Source organism: Massilia antarctica, from assembly GCF_015689335.1.
Taxonomy (GTDB): domain Bacteria; phylum Pseudomonadota; class Gammaproteobacteria; order Burkholderiales; family Burkholderiaceae_D; genus Telluria_A; species Telluria_A antarctica.
This window is the reverse complement of the sequence record NZ_CP065053.1, coordinates 4,964,444-4,982,405: the sequence shown is the minus strand read 5'-3', so window position 1 is coordinate 4,982,405 and position 17,962 is coordinate 4,964,444. Positions and strand designations below refer to the sequence as shown.

The 17,962-nt window shown below is 64.3% G+C and carries 17 protein-coding genes; 4 read left to right on the top strand and 13 right to left on the bottom strand.

Going from position 1 to position 17,962, the window contains the following annotated elements:
• Positions 1–8: 8 nt before the first annotated feature.
• The 13 genes from IV454_RS22150 to IV454_RS22090 form a co-directional block, all read right to left on the bottom strand.
• On the bottom strand, positions 9–392 hold the full coding sequence (locus IV454_RS22150) for a hypothetical protein (protein WP_206087862.1): 384 nt from the start codon (positions 390–392) through the stop codon (positions 9–11).
• The gene (locus IV454_RS22145; RefSeq protein WP_206087861.1) at positions 377–1,135 is read right to left on the bottom strand and encodes a type II secretion system protein M; all 759 of its coding nucleotides are present in this window, start codon (positions 1,133–1,135) and stop codon (positions 377–379) included. The genes IV454_RS22150 and IV454_RS22145 overlap by 16 nt, the downstream gene beginning before the upstream one ends.
• The gene (locus IV454_RS22140; protein WP_206087860.1) at positions 1,132–1,866 is read right to left on the bottom strand and encodes a PilN domain-containing protein; all 735 of its coding nucleotides are present in this window, start codon (positions 1,864–1,866) and stop codon (positions 1,132–1,134) included. Before IV454_RS22140 ends, IV454_RS22145 begins: the two co-directional genes overlap by 4 nt.
• The gene (gene pilM / locus IV454_RS22135) at positions 1,863–2,804 is read right to left on the bottom strand and encodes a pilus assembly protein PilM (RefSeq protein ID WP_206087859.1); all 942 of its coding nucleotides are present in this window, start codon (positions 2,802–2,804) and stop codon (positions 1,863–1,865) included. The genes IV454_RS22140 and pilM overlap by 4 nt, the downstream gene beginning before the upstream one ends.
• A 163-nt stretch (positions 2,805–2,967) precedes the next feature.
• Positions 2,968–5,175 carry a DUF6701 domain-containing protein gene (locus IV454_RS22130; protein ID WP_370663793.1) on the bottom strand — a complete coding sequence of 736 codons (2,208 nt, stop codon included), beginning with the start codon at positions 5,173–5,175 and terminating at the stop codon, positions 2,968–2,970.
• Between the two features lie 905 nt (positions 5,176–6,080).
• Positions 6,081–6,527, bottom strand: a complete 447-nt coding sequence (locus IV454_RS22125) for an agglutinin biogenesis protein MshP (protein WP_206087857.1) — start codon at positions 6,525–6,527, stop codon at positions 6,081–6,083.
• The gene (locus IV454_RS22120; protein WP_206087856.1) at positions 6,524–7,366 is read right to left on the bottom strand and encodes a PulJ/GspJ family protein; all 843 of its coding nucleotides are present in this window, start codon (positions 7,364–7,366) and stop codon (positions 6,524–6,526) included. Before IV454_RS22120 ends, IV454_RS22125 begins: the two co-directional genes overlap by 4 nt.
• Complete coding sequence (locus tag IV454_RS22115; protein WP_206087855.1) at positions 7,363–7,977, bottom strand: type IV pilus modification PilV family protein; 615 nt, start codon at positions 7,975–7,977, stop codon at positions 7,363–7,365. The genes IV454_RS22120 and IV454_RS22115 overlap by 4 nt, the downstream gene beginning before the upstream one ends.
• A complete protein-coding gene (locus IV454_RS22110; protein WP_229521779.1) occupies positions 7,967–8,605 on the bottom strand; it encodes a pilus assembly FimT family protein in 639 nt (212 codons plus the stop codon). The genes IV454_RS22115 and IV454_RS22110 overlap by 11 nt, the downstream gene beginning before the upstream one ends.
• A gap of 10 nt (positions 8,606–8,615) precedes the next feature.
• The gene (locus tag IV454_RS33370) at positions 8,616–9,140 is read right to left on the bottom strand and encodes a type II secretion system protein (protein ID WP_282445563.1); all 525 of its coding nucleotides are present in this window, start codon (positions 9,138–9,140) and stop codon (positions 8,616–8,618) included.
• Positions 9,141–9,220: 80 nt separating this feature from the next.
• Positions 9,221–9,754 carry a type II secretion system protein gene (locus IV454_RS22100; protein ID WP_206087854.1) on the bottom strand — a complete coding sequence of 178 codons (534 nt, stop codon included), beginning with the start codon at positions 9,752–9,754 and terminating at the stop codon, positions 9,221–9,223.
• Positions 9,751–10,986 carry a type II secretion system F family protein gene (locus IV454_RS22095; RefSeq protein ID WP_206087853.1) on the bottom strand — a complete coding sequence of 412 codons (1,236 nt, stop codon included), beginning with the start codon at positions 10,984–10,986 and terminating at the stop codon, positions 9,751–9,753. Before IV454_RS22095 ends, IV454_RS22100 begins: the two co-directional genes overlap by 4 nt.
• Positions 10,987–10,989: 3 nt before the next feature.
• Positions 10,990–12,693 (bottom strand): GspE/PulE family protein, encoded by a 1,704-nt coding sequence (locus IV454_RS22090; protein WP_206087852.1) that lies wholly within the window; start codon positions 12,691–12,693, stop codon positions 10,990–10,992.
• 360 nt (positions 12,694–13,053) lie between these two features.
• Between IV454_RS22090 and IV454_RS22085 the strand changes: the two genes are divergently transcribed.
• From IV454_RS22085 to IV454_RS22070, 4 genes are all read left to right on the top strand, one after another.
• Positions 13,054–13,770 carry an ABC transporter ATP-binding protein gene (locus tag IV454_RS22085; protein WP_206087851.1) on the top strand — a complete coding sequence of 239 codons (717 nt, stop codon included), beginning with the start codon at positions 13,054–13,056 and terminating at the stop codon, positions 13,768–13,770.
• 5 nt (positions 13,771–13,775) lie between these two features.
• Positions 13,776–14,681, top strand: coding sequence for an ExeA family protein (locus tag IV454_RS22080; RefSeq protein ID WP_206087850.1), 906 nt, complete (start codon positions 13,776–13,778; stop codon positions 14,679–14,681).
• A gap of 67 nt (positions 14,682–14,748) precedes the next feature.
• Entirely contained in the window at positions 14,749–16,614 is a 1,866-nt protein-coding gene (locus IV454_RS22075; RefSeq protein ID WP_206087849.1) for a type II secretion system protein GspD, read from the top strand.
• 1 nt (position 16,615) lies between these two features.
• On the top strand, positions 16,616–17,959 hold the full coding sequence (locus IV454_RS22070) for a tetratricopeptide repeat protein (protein ID WP_206087848.1): 1,344 nt from the start codon (positions 16,616–16,618) through the stop codon (positions 17,957–17,959).
• The last annotated feature ends 3 nt before the right edge of the window (positions 17,960–17,962 follow it).

Genomic DNA, 17,962 nt, shown 5'->3' with positions numbered 1-17,962 from the left:
GCTGTTTGTCAGTCTCTCTCGTTGTGCCGCTGCGGCGGTGGCGCCGGCGGGTACAGCCGCAATACGCGGCGGCTCTTGCCGTCCACCAGGACAACTTCGGTTTGCGTCATCTGGGCCACTCTTGCGCCCTTGAACTGGTCGCCCAGGCGCACGGTCTGGCCGTCGATCACCGCCACGTGGCGCCCGCCGGGATGGCGCGCGATCAGCACCGACTGCAGTTGCGGCGCCGCGTTCGCCATTGGGGGCGGCGGCGCCGTGGCCGGGTCGCCGGCCGGTGCGTAAAAGCGCGCTGGCGGGCGGGTCGGGTCGGCCAGCGGCTGGGCCATGGCCGCGCCTTGCAGCGCCAGCGCGGCGGCGCACAGCAGCAGGCGCGCGTTCACAAGGCCATCCATTTCTTGTCCAGGCTGAGTGTGTACAAGGTCAGGCTCAGACGCGCCTCCGGATACGCATCGACCTCCAGGTGGGCCTTGCCCCAGAACAGCTGGGCCGGCATCGCTTCGAGCGCATCCATGTAATTGATCATGTCCAGGTAATTGCCGCGCACCGTCACCTCGACCCCGTGCTGATAGATGGCGCGGCCGGTAATCCCCGGCGACGCGCCAGGCGACGCGCTAGGCGACGCGCTAGGCGACGCGCTAGGCGACGCGCTAGGCGACGCGCTGTCGGTGGCCGGGGCGTCGGCCAGGCGCGGATCGGGCTCGAATGCGCCGCCGTACGCGGTCACCGGCAAGCTTTTCAGGGCCACCAGGCGCAGCCGGCCATTGGCCTTGAGGATCGATTCGAGCAGCGGCGCGATGCGTTCTGGCGCCACCAGGCTCTTGTGCGCCGTGCGCAGGCTTGCCGACAGGGTGGCACTGGTTTCCTTGAGCGCCGCCAGGCGCGCCTTGCTGGCCAGGTCCGGATCGATCGCGTGGGCTTGCACCATGGCCGTGATTTCGGCGTCGATGCCCTGCATATTGTTTTGCTGCTGGCTGATCTGGCTGCGCAAGGTTTTCTGGCGCGCGAACAGCGGGTCGAACAGCATGGCGAACATGACGAACACGATCACGCCGACCGTGGCGCCGAACACCATGGCGCGCTCGCGCACGCTCATCGCATCGATTTTCAGTTGCAGCTTGAGCAGGCGCGCTTTCATTTGGCAACCTCCGCCTTGATCCGGTCCGCCACCTGGGTCATCTCGGAGGGCGCGGTGGGCGCGGCGAAAACGGCGCCGGCGGACACTGCCGCCCGCTCGGCCGTCACATCCTGCAGGGTGAAATCGATATACGGGGCCAGCCGGGACGGGTCTTCCGATTCCTTGCCGTCCACCTGCAAGCGGGCGCGGCTGATCTGCAGGCTGGAAAAGCTCTTGCCCTGCATGGCCGGCTCGCGCGTGAGCCGGCTGACATAGGCCGGCACCAGATTGGCATCGAGCGCCCTGCCCTGCAGCGCGATCTGCGACTGGACCCCGCCGATGCGCACCCCGGTCAGCCACAGCTCACCCGTGGACTGGCGCGCCAGCGCCTTGAAAAAGCGTGAATAGCCCTTGCGCGCGTCGCTCATGGTCTTGCCGTTGAGCACAGCGGACACCTGGTGCAGCGAGGCCAGCTCGGCTTGCGCGCTGGCGATCTGGTTGTCGAGCTCCTTGCTTTTCTGGCGCGGGGCGAACTCCGTCATGACCCTGGCCTGGCGTTCCTTTTTCAAGGCCAGCTGCTCGGCGCCGGCCGCCGCCTCGGCTTCGAGCACGGCCACCGTGTGACGGCCCACCATCACCAGCGCCAGCGCGCCGGCCACCAGCACGCCAAGCGCGAGCAGCATGGCGTGGGACGTGAAGATCTTCTTCTGTGTGAGAAATTCCGGGTTGAACAGATTGATCTGCTGGCTCAAGAGGCGGCCTCCTCTTGCCGCAGCGCCGCACCCAGGGTCAGGAAGAAGCGCTGCTGCTGGGCCAGCGCAGCCAGGTCCGGCACGCTGCCCAGATCCAGCACCGAGGCCAGGTCGAGCGATTCGACCTTGGTGTACAGATTGCTGGACAGGTATTCGTCGAGACCGCTCGCACCGGTCGGCGCCAGCACCAGTTTCGAGACATTGATGAAGTTGTACTGGCGGTCGAAATGGTCAAGCGAACGCTGCAATTCGAGGGTGATCTTGTCGTAGCACACGTTCTTGCGATCATGATCGCTGTCGAGCAATTGATCGAGGGTCACATCGATGCGGCGCGCCAGGTACAGCTCGCCTTTGTAGGTGACCGTCAACAAGCCCCCCTCGGTGCCGAACGAGAGCATGGCCACGCCGCGCCCTTCCGGCTCGACCAGGGCCGAGATATTCCGCTGCGCCATTTCGGGAATGTCGATCACGCTCAGCGGCACGCCGGCGTCGACAAAGCGGTTCTGGCGGCTTTCGATCAGGCTGTTGCGCGCGGCCACGGCGAACACGGACTGGCTGCGGCCCTGGGCTTTATCGGTGGGAATGTCGAGCACGTCGATGCTGGCCTGGTCGGCGGGAAAGTCGAGCATGTCTTTCAGGCGCCAGCGCACGGCGGTGCGCAGTTCGTCGGCCGGCACATTGGGCGACTCCACCGACAGTAACTGGTATTCACCGGCGCCGAGAATGGTCGTGCAGCGGAAGCTACTCGCGTGCAAATCCTTGCCCGTCTTTTCCAGCATGTCCGGGCCGCTGCCCTTGTCGGCAGGATAAAACGATGCCATGGTAACGCGCGGCAAGCCCTCGGCCTGGCGCTTGATCCGGGCGGCGAACACGCCCTCGCCATGCAAGGCGATCGCCAGCAAGCCATCCTTCTTCTTTGATTTCGAGAAAAATCCCATGCCCGCAATCTATATGAATACCGCGCGCGAAGTTCGCACGGTAGCGTCTTGATTATATTCAAGTTTCACCGCGATTTAACACGAAATTTGCGATCAGCAACTAAAACCGTCTGATTTCGACCGCATAGCCTTAGCAGGATGGAATGTTCTTGACGCGCCCTCATCAGAAAACCTCGCGGATGTAGATCAGCGGGGTCGGTTTGTACACGCCGAAAGTCAGCTTGCCGGCCGTCGGCGGCAGCCACACGGGCTGGTTGACGCTCACGTTCACGCTGCCGGTCTTGTTGGTCGGCGCGAATTTGAACGTTACCAAACCGTTGACCATTCTCGTGCCGGCCAAGGTGGCCTTCGGATCGGGAAACGGGGTGACCGTGCTGCACGCAGCCATGTTTTTCAAGCATTGCGAATAGCTCAGCACCAGCTGGCCGGCGGTGACGCTGTGCGGGAAGGTCACCACACCGGAGCCGGGCAGCGGCGTGGCGACGATGCTGATCGTGTCGGTGCGGCTGTCGGCCCAGCGGCCATCGGTCGCGGTGGTGCCGGTCCAGTATTGGGCGCGCATGACGACCGGCAGCGCCAGCAATTCCGAACCGAAGGCGTTTTCGATCAGCAAGCGCCCGCGCATGATTTTGGTGGCGCCCTCGACCGACAGGCCGGAGCGGCCCGAGGTCACCAGGTCGGCGTCGCTGGCGCGCAGGTAAATATCGACCGCCGCCATGCTGCTGGCGGAAAAATCGAAACTCGGCCAGGCCGTGCCGCTGCCTTGCACGAACGCGCTGGCGGCGTTGGCGATCGGGCTCGGGTTGAGCGTGCCCGCGGGCGACTGGGTCAGCCCGCCGAGGGCGGTGTAGGCCAACAGCTTGGGCGACTTGACGAACTTGCCCTGGTAAAACTTGGTGATATTGCCGGCCGCATTGTAGGCGGTCACGATGGTCTGGATCGGCTGCTTCGAGTAATGCAAGCCGATATTGACACAATTGAGCGGGTGCGGCGCGGCGCAGGTGATCGCGATCGGCACGGCGGTGCGGAAATGGTCGGGATAAAACCGGCCCAGCGCCACGCCATCGCTGGCGACATCCTCGACCCCAAGATAGTTGCTGTTATTCATGTGCACGCTCACATTGACGATGCCGACCTCGGCGAACGTGAAATTGGCGCCCGTGGCCGCGCCCGCGCTGAAGGTGCCGAAACTGCCTTCCACCTTGGGCACCGGGTCGCCCGGGTCGGTCGCCATGTCGGCGAAGGGCAAGGTTTCCGAATTGCTATCGCCGGGGATGGCGAAATTGGTCGAATCGATGGTCGGCGTGGTCAGCAGCTCGACGCCTTGCGGCGTGGTTTCCTTGCCAAAATTCGGGGTCGCAGTGCTGTCCGCCGCTTGCGCCACCACGTTCAAGGTGAAGCCGGCGCCGGCTGCCCAGAAGCGCCCGATGGCGGCGGTCATGTTGTCGGCCGAGACCGCGCCAGCGGGATTGCTCAGGGGCGTGCTCAAGGCAAATTTATACGGCCTGACCACGAACTGGCCGCTGGTACTGGTCAGGGACACGGCGGACGCCGTTTCCGACAGAAACAGCTCGATCATGCCCACATCGCCATACACGAACTGCATCAGCGCGCTGCTGGGCGAGCCGGTCGCAAATGCCATGGCGATGCCTTGCCACTGGGTCGCGCTTTGCAGGGCGGTGCTGGAAATACAGGATTTGAGCGCCACGCCCTTCAATTTGGCCACGCCGCCGGCACCGGTGATGGGATTAACGCAGCGAAATGAGAATTGCAGGGTCGGCGTGGTCGATGGCGGCAAGGCTGGCAGGAAGTTGCTGTCGACAAAGGTCACATACACGGGCGATTGCACCCCCGCCTGCAGGGTCGGCACGCTGAGCAGATTGCATTTGCCGGCGGTACCGAACGCGACCCCGACGTCGCAGGGCATGTTGGTAAACACATAGCGCGCGCTGCTGAAGGTGATGGTATTGCTGGCACTGTTATTGGCCATGTCATTATCGAACTGCAAGCCGCTGACGGTCGCGCTGCTGGTCATGCTGTTGGGCGCCGTCAGGCCGATCCTGGCCGTGATGGTCAGCGCCGGCGCCGATGCGTTCAGATCGAGCGCGGCGGCGCTGGTGCAGGTGACCACCTGGCCGCTGGCCGTGCAGCTCCAGCCGGTGCCGGACGAGGACAGGTAAGTCAAGCCGTTGGCCAGGGTATGCTTGACCGTGAGCGGCCCGGCGTCCGGCAAGGGGCCCTGGTTGGTGACCGTGTGGATCAGGTTGATGTTGTTGCCGCGCGCCGGCGTGCCGGTCAACGCGATCGCCAGGGACAGGTCGGCCACGTCGACATTCGGCACCGAGACGATTTCGGCATTGAGCAAGACCATGTCCTGGCCCGACTCGTACAGCATGGAGGCGGTGGTCTGGCCGGCGAACAGCTTGGGGCTGGCCAGCAGGTAGGAATCGAAGTCGACCCCGTACGACAGGTTGTCAACCGTGCCGCCGATATTGCTGGTGGAATTGAACTGGTTGCCGCTCGGATTGGCGGCATCGACCATCTCGGCGCCGTTGAACTTGAGGTTCTCGCCGCCGCCGGAGAGCGTGCTGTCGCCTTCCCAGGTGACGTGGGCGATGCGCCCGGTGGCGGTGCCCAGCGGCGACGGCGTCCTGAAATTGCTCAGGTTCAGGCTGACCTTGATATTGTCGGCGCCGTAGGTGCGGATGTACTGGAAGCCCTCGTACAGGTTCAGCACGCGGAATGCTTCGTTCGGTTCGGAATAGATGACCAGCAGCGAAAAGCCGCCCAACACCCCTTCCACCCCGCAGTAGGTGGACGAGTTGTCGACGGTGAGGTTGGAAAAGGTGTAGTCGGCATTGCGTTTCGCCGTCACTTGCGCCGTCACGTCGACCGCACCCGAAAAATAATTGTAGCCGATGGTGGCGGTGGTGAAGCGGCGGTTGGCCGGCGCGCTCAGCGCCGCCCCATCCATGCTGACCGTGTAGTCGGGGGTGCTGCTCGACCCGGCCCAGTACAGGTGCGCGCTGACGATCTTGGCTGTGGCGGGAATGCCGGCCAGCTTGGCCGTCAGTGTCCCCGTATTGATCGAGCACGGGCTGGTGCCGTTGGCCCCGGTGCGCATGGTTTTCTGGGTCCCGGTGAAATTGAGCCGTCCGGCGTAACTCTTGAACAGAGAGATCGGCGTGTCGGCCCGGGCCGGCAGGCTGCCCAGCAGCAGGCCGGCGCTGCACAGAATGCCCAGCGCGGCGCGCCAGAAGGTGTCGATGCGCTGCGTCATGGCTGCCCCGGTTCGCTGAATTCGACATGCACCACGCGCTGCACATAGTCGATGCTGTTGGTCGGACTCGGGCAGGCGCCCGCGCCCGGGGTGTTGCAGGCGGTGCTCAGGACCGTGTAGCGTTGCAGCTTGCTGACCGCATCCAAGGTGCGCGTGCAGATCACCGTCACCTTCATGCGCGCCAGGGTGCTGTCGGCCGGCAGCGGGAAGGTGCTGGTGGCGCAGGCCCCATTGGCGCGCGTGACCTGGTACACGCCCCATTCTGCGCCGGCGCGCGCCGCCAGATAGGCGCGCGTGCCCTGCAAGTCCAGCGCCGAACTGGTTTGCTGGCTGGTGGCCAGGGTCACCATCGCCACCGCCAGCCCGGCCAGCACCACCAGCAGGAAAATGGCGGTGACCAGGCTCACGCCGCGCATGCGTTCCGGGTTGGGAAAGCGTTTCATGGGTTATTGTCCACGTGCACCTGCTGGATCAGGCGGATGGCGCCATCGTTGCCATTGGCCCGGCGCAGGGTCAGGGTCAGGCGCACCAGGGCCGAGCGCGTGTTGCCAACCAAAAAATAATTGAATTCGCAGGATTCCACATTGGTCGCCAGGATCGCCGGCGCGGCGCTGGGCACCGGATTTTGCACGGCGTTGTAGCCATAATTGGCGTGGCGGTACAGCATGCCGTTGGCGCAGCTGTAGGTCACCGGCTGGCCGATCACCTGGAAGCGGTGCAGCGGATGGGCCATGGGCGGGTTTTGCGCCGCGAACGGGTTGGCCGCCAGCGTGATCAGCTTGTTGGGCGCATCCACCGCCGTCACCTGGGCGCGGTTGGTCGGCACGGCCGCGTACACATTGGCCAGGTCGGCATCGATGGACATATTGTTGACCACCACCGTGTCGCCCGCCACGATCTGCTGGGTCCCACCCTGCAAGGGGCCGACCACGCGGAAGTCGAGGTCGGCGCTGTTGACGAAATTGAGGTGCTGGCCGGCCTCGACATCCTCGGCGGCCAGGTAGCGCCCGCCCGTCTTGGTGGGCACGAACTCGATCGAGGTGCCCGCCGCGCCCGCCACCCGCACCGTGTTCGGCAGCGCCAGGCGCAGTTCGCGCACCATGCGCCGCACGGCCGTGTCGGCCACATCGGTCAGTTCGGCGCGGCCGGCGCTGTCGACATAGTTTTGCACCGGCAGGCGCAGGAAGGTGGCGACAATGCCGCCCAGGATGCCGGTGATGACGATCACGACGATCGCCTCGACCAGGGTAAAACCGTGCTGGCGTGAAGGTGGCGGCATCATGGCGGCGAATTCGGTGCGTAGCGCGCGCGGTAGCCGTCCAGCACCACCGTTTCGACATTGTTGTACGACACCGCCACCCGGATCCACAGAACCTCGGACTGCGGCAAGCCGGCGCCCGCGGGGCCCAGCAGGCTGGTGGGTGTCACGGTCAGTTTAACGGTGTAGCCCGGCAAGGGAATGTCTTGCCCGGCCGCGTCGCTGAGCTTGCCGGCGGTGAGGAAAGCCTGGGTGGGGGTTCCGTAAGCGGCGACGTAATCGTTGACGTTGTCGAAGGGACGGGTGCCGCCGGCCTCGTTGCCGACGTTCTCGACCAGGGTAGCGCAGCCGGCCGGGCCGATCGCCGCGCTGGTGGCGCTGTCGACCTGGTCGTCGGTGGCGTCGCAAAAGGTGAAGCGGGCCAGCTGGACTTCTTCCATCAAGCCCTCGGCCAGCATCAGCGCCTGCTTGCGCACCAGCGGGTCGGCGCTGACCCGGGTGGTCAGGTTCATGGCGTTGAGGATGCCGGCCAGGCCGACCCCGATGATCACCATGAAAATGATCAGCTCGACGAAGCTGATGCCGCGCTGGTGAGCGAAGCTGCGCGGGCGGCTGCGGGCGCGCTCAGTGCACATGGCCGGTATCGGCTTCGACCACCAGGGCGACGCTGCTCGCGCCCGACTTGACGGTCATGGTCATCCTGGTGAACGCGGCCGCCCCGACATTGGCGGGACGGCCCAGCGCATCGTAGGAAAAAAAAGCAGTGGCGGGATTGCTGGTATAGCTGACGCCGGGTGGATTGCCTTCGCAAGCCCAGCTGGTCGACCCGGCGCAGCGCGCCAGGGTATTGGTGCTGGCGGTATTGTTGGCCGAGGGCGACATGACCCGCTGGTCGGCCGCGCAACTGCCGTCGGCCAGGTACACAAAGCACAGCGCCACGCTGTTGCCGTCGAGCCGCACGAACACGGGACGGTTCTGGGCGACGGCCACTTTCTGGCCATAGCGGATCAGGGAGCGGACTTGTTCGGTGAAGGCGGCCGCGTCGTACACGGCGCGGTCGAAATAGCGGGCGGCGGCGGCGGCGCCGAGGATGCCGACGATCACCATGACAACGATCAGCTCGACCAGGGTGAAGCCCTGCCTGAGGTGCTTGCCGTGGCGCCGGGGGATGCCGCTCATGGGGAAGTTGCAGGGAGGACTGGCGCACCGGGCAGCGGCCTTGGCCGCGATGCCCATGGTGCCGTGCGCCAGTGCGCCAGTCACTCGGTACGGCTTAGCAGGAGGTGACTTTGACGGTGATCACCGGCGGGGTCGCATCGGTGGCCGGGGCCACTGGTGCAACTGCTGGCTTGTAGTGCACGTAGCAGTTCAAGCCCTTGACGGTGCCCGCCACGCTGGTCGGCACGATCGCCACTTCGCCGGCCACAGTGGTCGGGGTGTTGACCGAGCTTTGCGCGGTGGTGATGAGCAGGTAGTCGGTCGCTTTCAGGCCGGCTGCGTCGAGCAGGGCGGCGTCGCCGCCGGGATAGCCATTGGTGACGGTCACCGCGGTGCCTTCGAGCGATACGGTCGCGGTCGGGGTGATCAGGTACTTGCCATGCACCATGGCCGAGACGGCTTCCAGGGAACCCTTGGCCGCCTTCATGGTGGCGCCACGGGCGTCGCCGCCGAGGTCGGCAAATTTTGGCAGCGCGGTGGCTGCGAGAATGCCGAGGATGACGATCACAACGATCAGTTCGATCAGGGTGAAGCCGGCTTGGGCGGTGCGAATGAACTTACCGTGGGATTGCATTTTCATGTGGATCTCCAAATTCGATTTAAGCAGTGAAATATGAGGTGCGTAACAGAAACACGACTACCGTATTCTTTAACGGCGGTTTAACTATTAACTTGAGTAAGGGCAACGGTCTGTGACTCTGACGTACCACTCTGCTTGGCGGGGATTGGGGGCAAGCGAATGAATTCTACCTTGAAGTTGATGCGATTCACGGTGCCTTGTGGAAATTTTTTTTCCTTACTTATCAAGTACACCAAGGTTTTGGTTTTCCGGTCGAAATACCAGTTGCCTGGAGCGACCTGGGCCGGGGTCGGCGCGAAGTATTCGCCGGCATAATTGCGCGGCTTTTCGGCCAGCCACTCGATCGGGTTTTTCCCAATGAGAGAGGGGATGTCCGCCTCTTTTCCACGGGCCTGCAACTGGCCGATCTTGAGCACCAGCGCGGTGCGCAGCACGCCGGCGAGCTGTTCGACGGCGGCCAGTTCGGCCTGTTCCCGATAGTAGAGCAAGCGTTGTAAAAGCACACCAGTCAACACCGCGATCACCACCGTGCACACCGCCATTTCCAGCAGCGAAAAGCCGCGCGGGCGCAACAGGCCCGATGACAACGTTGGTGGGGTGGCAAGCTGTCTCATTTGTGCAAAGCGGCTTTACCCAGATCCCAGATCGGCAGGAAGATGCCCAGCGCCAGCACCAGCACCATCGCCCCCAAAAACACGATCATGATCGGCTCGATCTGGGCCGACAGGGTCTTGAGTTCATAATCGACTTCGCGCTCGTACATTTGCCCGATTTCATCCATCAGATCGTCGAGCGAGCCGGTTTCCTCGCCCACCGCGACCATTTGCAGCACGATCGGCGTAAACACCCCGGCCGCCACGGCCGTGCGCAAGATGCTCTCGCCGCGCTCGACGCCATCGCGCATCTGTTCCACCCTGGAGGACAGGTAGGCGTTGTCGACCGTTTGCGACACCACCGTGAGCGCCTGCACCATCGGCACCCCGCTCTTCATGGACAGCGCGAAACTGCGCGCAAAGCGTGCCATGGTGCCTTTCAGGATGATCTTGCCGGCGATCGGGAGACGCAGGCGCACCCGGTCCCACCACATGCGCCCGTCCACCGAATTGATGTAGGAGCGCCAGCCGAAAAACCCCACCACCGAGAATCCCAGCATCGCCGGCCAGAAGCGCACCATGAAGTTCGAGCTGGCGATCAGGATGCGCGTCATCAGCGGCAATTGCGAATTGAAGCTTTCGAACACCTTCACGAACTGGGGAATGACGAAAATGTTCACCACGATCATCGCCAGCAGCATGGCGATCATCACGAACATCGGATAGCGCGTGGCGGTTTTCACCCGTTCGCGCATGTCGCGGTCGAATTCGAGGTGGTCGAACAGGCGCAGGAACACATCTTCGAGGCGCCCGGTCATTTCGCCCACCCTCACCATCGACAGGTAGAAATTGGAAAACACGGTCGGATGGCGGCGCATGGCGGCCGACAGTTCGCGCCCGGAATCGAGCGACTCGCGCAAATCCTTGATCACCTTGCCGAACGACTTGCTGATGGCCGATTCCTGCAGCCCGGCCAGCCCGCGCATGATGGGCACGCCGGATTTGAGCAAGGTGTAGAGTTGACGGCTGAATAACTGCACATCCATCGACGTGACTTTTTTCTCGAACATGCGGTCGAGCCAGCTTTCTTCATCGCCGCTGCTGGTGACCGTGCGGCTGGTCGCGGTGATCTCCAGCGGCGTGACGCCGTTGCCGAACAGCTGGTCGGCAACGGCCCCGCTGTCGGCGCCCTCCAGCACGCCTTGCATCAGCTCGCCTTTGGCATTGCGTCCCTTGTAGGCGAAGAACGGCACGGTTTATTCCTCGATCTGGTTACTGATGCGCATCGCTTCGGACACCGTGGTGCGGCCCTGCACGGCCAGCTGCACGGCGTGGCGGCGCAAGGTTTCGCCCTGCATTTCGGCGTGCGCCGCCTTCAGGAAGTGGGCCGGATCGGGATGGTTGGCCGCGTCCACCACGGCGCGCGTCATTTCCAGCAGTTCATACACGCCGGTCCGGCCGCGGTATCCCATGCCGTTGCAATGCGAACATCCTTTACCGTGGAAAAACTGGGTGCTGTCGGCATGCTCGTGCAATTCCGCGCGCAGCCATTCGCGCTCGGTCGGGGTCAATTGGTACGTGGTGCTGCAGCTTTCGCAAATCACCCGCACCAGGCGCTGCGCCAGCACCGCTTGCAGGGAGCTGCCCACCATGTAGCGCGGCACGCCCATGTCCATCAGGCGCAGCGGCGTGCTGGCCGCGTCGTTGGTGTGCAGGGTCGACAGGACCAAGTGACCCGTCATGGCGGCGCGCAGGCCGATCTGGGCGGTTTCCTGGTCGCGCATCTCGCCGACCAGCACAATGTCGGGATCCTGGCGCAGTGCCGAGCGCAGCACGCGCGCGAACGAGAGGTCGATTTTTTCGTTCACCTGTACCTGGTTGATGCCGGGCAGGCGGTACTCGACCGGGTCTTCCACCGTGATCAGCTTTTTCTCGACGGAATTGAGTTCAGCCAGCGCGCTATACAGGGTGGTGGTCTTGCCGCTCCCCGTGGGGCCGGTGACCAGCACCAGGCCATTGGGGCGCTGCACGATGGCGCGGAATTTTTCCACCAGGCGCGCCGGCATGCCGATCGCGTCCAGCCGCAGGGTGGTGCCGCCCTGGTTCAGCAGCCGCATGACGACCGATTCGCCGTACTGGGTCGGCATGGTCGAAATCCGCACGTCGATGCGCTGCTGCTTGACCTTGACGGCGAAGCGTCCATCCTGCGGCAAGCGTTTCTCGGAAATGTCGAGGTCGGACATCAGTTTCAGGCGCAGCGCCAGCGGGGTGGCGATCTTGATATCGGCCTCGGTCTGCAAATGCAGAACGCCATCGATGCGGAAGCGGATTTGCAGCCGCGTTTCCTGCGGTTCGATGTGGATGTCCGAGGCGCGCACCTGGGTGGCGTCGTCGAACACCGATTGCAGCAGCTTGACGATGGGGGCCTCTTCCAGGTTCGGATTGGCGGCCAGGGTGCCGAAGTCGACGAAAGTGTCACCCAGATCCAGTTCCAGCTCGCGCGCGAAGTCGGTGATTTCATCGGTGCGGCGGTAGATGCGGTCGATCGCGGCCAGCACCTCGGTCTCGTTGACCACGGCCAGTTCGATATTGCGTTTGACCAGGCGTGCGATCTCGTCGTAGGCGAACAGGTCGGTCGGGTCAGACATGCCTATCAGCAGTGCGCCGCGCCGGTCTTCCAGCGCGATGGCGCGGAAACGCCGGGCCTGGGTTTCCGGCAACTGGCGCACGATATCCGGGTTGGTGTTGTAAAACTTGAGGTTAATGTAAGGAATGTCGAGCTGCTTGGCCAGCGCGCCCGAGATTTGTTCCTCGGTCACGAAACCGTTTTCGATGAAGACCCGGCCCAGTTTGCGGCCGGTGCGTTTCTGGTCCTGCAACGCCGCGCCCAATTGGTCTTCGGATAACAGCTTTTGCTGGACGAGGATTTCGCCGAGGCGGACTTTTTCTGGGCGTGCCATGAAGACCTTTGTTGATTTGCTTGTCGAGTGAATAAGACAGTGGCTGCACCGTCTACCGCTACACCCAAATCCGTCATTCCCGCGCAGGGCTCGGCGCACCCGCAGGAATCCAAGCTCTGCTTGCTGAGCGAAGGTGCATTGGATTCCCGCCTGCGCGGGAATGACGGTTTTTAAGATAGCGGCATTTGCATCCGTGTTCGAGAAACCGTCGAACTATTCTATTCCAGAAACACTCGTTTTTTACATTCACAATGATTTTGTGTCGTACGAACGTGCAACCATTGTGCAAGCGACACTGAATGCGCTACAGTCGGAAGGTCGCTCCCTGTCAACCTTGCATCCTATGCCAACATTGCCAACATGAGCACACCCGCGCTGCGCTTCCGCCAGCTAGTCAAACGCTACGCCGGCACGCCGGTGCTGGAAGGCATCGACCTCGACATCGCCGCGGGCGAATGCGTGGGCCTGGTCGGCGTGAACGGCGCCGGCAAAACCAGCCTGTTGAAATGCCTGTTCGACTTCGTTTCCTTCGAGTCCGGCAGCATCGAGATCTTCGGCCACGGCCACCGCCAGCCGGCGGCGCGCCGTCCCCTCGCCTTCCTGCCCGAACGCTTCATGCCGCCCTACTACCTCACCGGCGCCGAATTCCTCAAATACATGGCCAAACTGCACGGCAATCCCTACGACACGACGGCGGCCCACACCATGCTCGATGCGCTCGACCTCGACCATGCCGCGCTATCCCTGCCGGTACGCAAGCACTCGAAAGGCATGACCCAAAAGCTCGGCCTGGCCGCCTGCTTCCTGGCGAACAAACAAGCCTACGTGCTGGACGAGCCCATGAGCGGCCTCGACCCGAAAGCGCGTGCACACTTGAAAGAACGCCTGCGGCATGCGCGCAAGCAGGGCGCCACCGTGTTTTTCAGCTCGCACGCGCTGGCCGACATCGAGGAACTGTGCGACCGCATGGCCATCCTGCACGACGGCAAGCTGCGTTTCACCGGCACGCCGGCCGCCTGCCGCGACGCCTACGGCGCCGCTACCCTGGAACAGGCTTTCCTCGCATGCGTGCACTAAATCCCATGTACCACCAACACTTCGGCCTGCACCAGTCACCCTTCGGCATCACGCCCAACCCCGCCTTTTTCTACGCGGGCAACACACGCGGCGAGATACTCGACGCCCTGCTTTACGCGGTCGAACACGGTGAAGGCATCATCAAGGTCACGGGAGAAGTCGGCAGCGGCAAGACCATGCTGTGCCGCATGCTGGAAAGCCAGCTGCCGCCCCATATCGATGTCATCTACCTCGCCAATCCCACCCTGAAAAACACCGAGGTGGCCTACGCCATCGCCGGCGAACTCGAACTCGACGTGAGCGGCAAGCGCATCGACGAAGTCACGCGCATGCTGCAGGCCGACCTGATCGCCCGCCACAGCGCCGGCAAGCAAGTGGTGCTGCTGGTCGAGGAAGCCCAGGCCATGCCTTTGGCAACCCTGGAAGAGGTGCGCCTGTTTTCCAACCTGGAAACGGCGCGCCACAAGCTGCTGCAGATCGTGCTGTTCGGCCAGCCCGAGCTTGATGAGCACCTGAACCTGGCCAGCATGCGCCAGTTCAAGGAACGCATCACCCACAACTTCGTGGTGCCGGCCATGCCGCCCGACGTGATTCCTGACTTCCTGGCATTCCGCCTGCATGCGGCCGGCTACAACGGCCCGGCCGTGTTCAGCGCCGCCGCGAGCAGACAGATCGCGCGCGTGTCGCGCGGGATCGTCCGGCGCATCAACATCCTGGCGGACAAAGCCCTGATGGCTGCCTACATCGACGAATCCGAGCGGGTCGAAGCGCGCCATGCCAAGGCGGCCATCGCCGACTGTGCCTTTGCCAACGGCGGCCACACGCGCCGCTGGCTGACCCTGGCCGGCCTTGGCGCCGCCACCCTGGCGTTGCTGGCGTGGCTCGTTTCGCGCAGCATCTTCTTCCATTAAACGTGCAGCAATTGCCCCACGCTTACTTTTCCGCCATTATTGTGCCTTGGCACTCAAGAGCGCACCAATGACCCTGAAAAAATCCGTTTTTCCGCTGAGCACCGCCGGCGCCGCCATTGCCTGCGCCTTCCTGGGCGCGTGTGCCACACCAACCCTGCCCGGTTCGCCGTCGCATGTGACCCAAGCGCCCCCGGCGGCCGGCCGCATTCCCGACCCGGTCATGCACAGCGCGCCGCTGCCGCCGCCCAAGGCCACGCCCAAGGCCGAGACCTACAGCGTGACGGTGCACAAGGTGCCGGTGCAGTCGCTGCTGTTTGCGCTGGCGCGCGACGCCCGGCTGAATGTCGACATCCACCCCGGCATCGAAGGCGCGGTGACCCTCAACGCGCTCGACCAGACCCTGCCGCAACTCCTGACCCGCATTGCGCGCCAGATCGACATGCGCTACGAAATCGATGGTACGACCCTCACCGTGTTGCCCGATACGCCGGTATGGCGTAATTACAAGGTCGATTACGTCAACATGGCGCGCAGCACCAACAGCAGCGTCAACATCGCCACCCAGATTTCGACCACCGGCGGCGGCTCCAGCAGCCCCACCTTAACCAACGCCAACGGCACCACCAGCGGCGGCGCGGCAGCATCCGGCGGGTCAGGCAACAATAATTCGACCACCTCGGTCACCAACCGCTCGGAAAACAATTTCTGGGGTAGCCTGGAAAAAAATATTCGCGACATGCTGCGCGATACCACGCTCAATGACGCGCCGAGCACGATCTCTTCGGCCGCGCCCCCGGCGGCGCCCGGCGCGGCGGCGCCCGGCGCGGCCCCGGCCAACCCGAACCAGCCGGCCCCGCCCGCGCCGCAGGCCGTGCCGGACACCGTGCTGGCCGCCTTCAACGCCTCGTCGAACGAGCGCCAGCGCAACGCGCCATCGGTCATCGTCAATGCCGAGGGCGGCTTGCTGGCGGTGCGCGCAACCGGACGCCAGCACGAAAAAATCCAGCAATTTCTCGACATCGTGCTCGGCAGCGCCAAGCGCCAGGTGCTGATCGAAGCGACCATCATCGAAGTGCGCCTGTCCGACCAGTACCAGCAAGGCATCAACTGGAGCCGCCTGCATGGCGGCCTGACCCTGACCCAGAAGCCGGTCGGCAGCGCCCTGCCCGCTTCCGGTGTCGCCATCGGCAGCACGCCGGGCCTGTTTTCGATCAATTACCTCAACCCCACCTCGGCCTTGGGCAATATCACCACCGCGATCCAGTTGCTCGAATCGTTCGGCAAGGTCAAGGTGCTGTCCAGCCCGAAAATCAGCGTGCTGAACAACCAGACCGCGATGCTGAAAGTGGTCGACAACAACGTTTTCTTCACCATCAAGGTCACCCCCGCCGTGATCGGCGTGAACGGCAACGTCACCACACCGGCCACCTACGAATCCAAGCTCGAAACCGTGCCGGTCGGCTTCGTGATGAGCGTGACGCCCCAGATCGCCGACTCGGACGAAGTCACCCTCAACGTGCGCCCAACGATTACCCGCATCGTCGGCTACGTGACCGACCCCAATCCGGCGCTGGCGGCCGAAAAGGTGACCAGCCAGGTACCGGTGATCCAGGCGCGCGAAGTCGAATCCATCCTCAAGGTCTACAGCGGCGACATTTCCGTGCTTGGCGGGCTGATGCAGGATTCGGTCGACAACGCCAAGGATGCGGTGCCGGGTGCCGGTGTGCTGCCGGTGATCGGCAATTTCTTCTCGTATCGCAACGAAAAAGTCAGCAAGACGGAACTGGTGATCTTCATCCGTCCGGTGGTGGTGAAAAACGCCAGCGTCAACGGCGACTACAAGGATTACCGCTACCTGCTGCCCGACACCACTGGCGCAGGGTCGGCATCATCCGAACCGTACTCCGAACCCGTGCGGGTAAAGGTGAACTGACATGAGCCTCCTGATGCAGGCGCTCAAGAAAGCCGAGCGCGCCAAGCAAAACCACGTTCCCGACGAGGAACTGGCCAAGCCGTCCGAAGCCTACGACGAGGTACTGGCGCTGGCGCCGCATGAGGAGGCCACGGCCGCCGAGCCGCTGAGCCTGTCGCCACTCGAGGCTGGCCCGGCCGAGGCGCGCGCCGAACCGTCCATCGGCTTCGTGCCCGAGCCGCCGCCGCGCATGGCCGTGCCGGACCCGCAGGCCGCGCCGCCACGGCGTGCGCGCAACGCCCCTCCACCGCCACCGCCGCGTGTCAAGGCGCAAAAGCGCGCCATGGCGCGCATGGACGCGCGCACCATCCGCATTGCCGTCCTCGGCAGCATTGCCCTGCTGATCGCGGCCGTGTTCGGGTACATCTATTGGCACGCGGTGTACGGTCCCGGTTCCAGCCGCAACTTGCCGATGGTGCCGATGCCGGGCCAGAACCAGCCGGCCGTGCCCGATCCTGGCGCAGCCGCGCCAGGCATCGCGGTCGTTGCCGCCCAGCCCGGTGCGGATGCGCCGATCCAGCCAGCCCAGCCGGTCCAGGCCGAGGCGGCGCCGGCGCCGGCACCGGCACCGGCACCGGCGCAATCCTCGCGCGACCAGATCCCGCCCGATGAAGCCATGCGCATCGCGCAGTTGCAGCAACAGTCTGCGCCGCACGCCATGCCGCGTCCGGCCCGGCGTGCGCCGGCTGCGGACGCGGACAGCAGCGGCATCCGCGTGGCCCGCTCAAGCAAGCCCGAGCAAGTCAATCCCTCGCTCCAGAGCGGCTTTACAGCCTACAACAATGGCGACTTGCCAAGCGCGCGCCAGAGCTACCAGTCGGTGCTGCGGCAAGACCCCAACAACCGCGACGCCCTGCTCGGCATGGCCGCCCTCGCCGCCCGCGACAACCAGGCCGAGCAAGCAGCAGGCATTTACGCGCGCCTGCTCGACCTCGACCCCAACGACACCGACGCCCTGGCCGGCCTGACCAGCGTGCGCCAGGGCGACCCAAGCCAGTCCGAAGGCCGCCTGCGCCGCGTGGTCGAGCGCAATCCCGAATCCGGCCCGCTGCTGTTCGCCCTGGGCAATCTGTACGCGCGACAGGGGCGCTGGCCGGAAGCCCAGCAGCATTATTTCCGCGCCTATTCCGCCAATCCGAACAATGCCGATTACGCCTTCAACCTCGCCATCGGCCTGGACCGCCTGAACCAAGGCAAACTGGCGCTGAGCTATTACCAGCGCGCGCTGGAACTGGCCCCACGCGGCGCCGTCAATTTCGACAGCAACGCGGCCGCCACCCGCGCGCGCGAACTGGGCGGGCAATAGCCG

Bases quoted from the DNA above. Each gene is read 5' to 3' on its own strand.
- IV454_RS22150 (WP_206087862.1), bottom strand. From the start codon at position 392: ATGGATGGCCTTGTGAACGCGCGCCTGCTGCTGTGCGCCGCCGCGCTG.
- IV454_RS22145 (WP_206087861.1), bottom strand. From the start codon at position 1,135: ATGAAAGCGCGCCTGCTCAAGCTGCAACTGAAAATCGATGCGATGAGC.
- pilM (WP_206087859.1), bottom strand. From the start codon at position 2,804: ATGGGATTTTTCTCGAAATCAAAGAAGAAGGATGGCTTGCTGGCGATC.
- IV454_RS22130 (WP_370663793.1), bottom strand. From the start codon at position 5,175: ATGGTCTTGCTCAATGCCGAAATCGTCTCGGTGCCGAATGTCGACGTG.
- IV454_RS22125 (WP_206087857.1), bottom strand. From the start codon at position 6,527: ATGAAACGCTTTCCCAACCCGGAACGCATGCGCGGCGTGAGCCTGGTC.
- IV454_RS22120 (WP_206087856.1), bottom strand. From the start codon at position 7,366: ATGATGCCGCCACCTTCACGCCAGCACGGTTTTACCCTGGTCGAGGCG.
- IV454_RS22115 (WP_206087855.1), bottom strand. From the start codon at position 7,977: ATGTGCACTGAGCGCGCCCGCAGCCGCCCGCGCAGCTTCGCTCACCAG.
- IV454_RS33370 (WP_282445563.1), bottom strand. From the start codon at position 9,140: ATGAAAATGCAATCCCACGGTAAGTTCATTCGCACCGCCCAAGCCGGC.
- IV454_RS22100 (WP_206087854.1), bottom strand. From the start codon at position 9,754: ATGAGACAGCTTGCCACCCCACCAACGTTGTCATCGGGCCTGTTGCGC.
- IV454_RS22090 (WP_206087852.1), bottom strand. From the start codon at position 12,693: ATGGCACGCCCAGAAAAAGTCCGCCTCGGCGAAATCCTCGTCCAGCAA.
- IV454_RS22085 (WP_206087851.1), top strand. From the start codon at position 13,054: ATGAGCACACCCGCGCTGCGCTTCCGCCAGCTAGTCAAACGCTACGCC.
- IV454_RS22080 (WP_206087850.1), top strand. From the start codon at position 13,776: ATGTACCACCAACACTTCGGCCTGCACCAGTCACCCTTCGGCATCACG.
- IV454_RS22075 (WP_206087849.1), top strand. From the start codon at position 14,749: ATGACCCTGAAAAAATCCGTTTTTCCGCTGAGCACCGCCGGCGCCGCC.
- IV454_RS22070 (WP_206087848.1), top strand. From the start codon at position 16,616: ATGAGCCTCCTGATGCAGGCGCTCAAGAAAGCCGAGCGCGCCAAGCAA.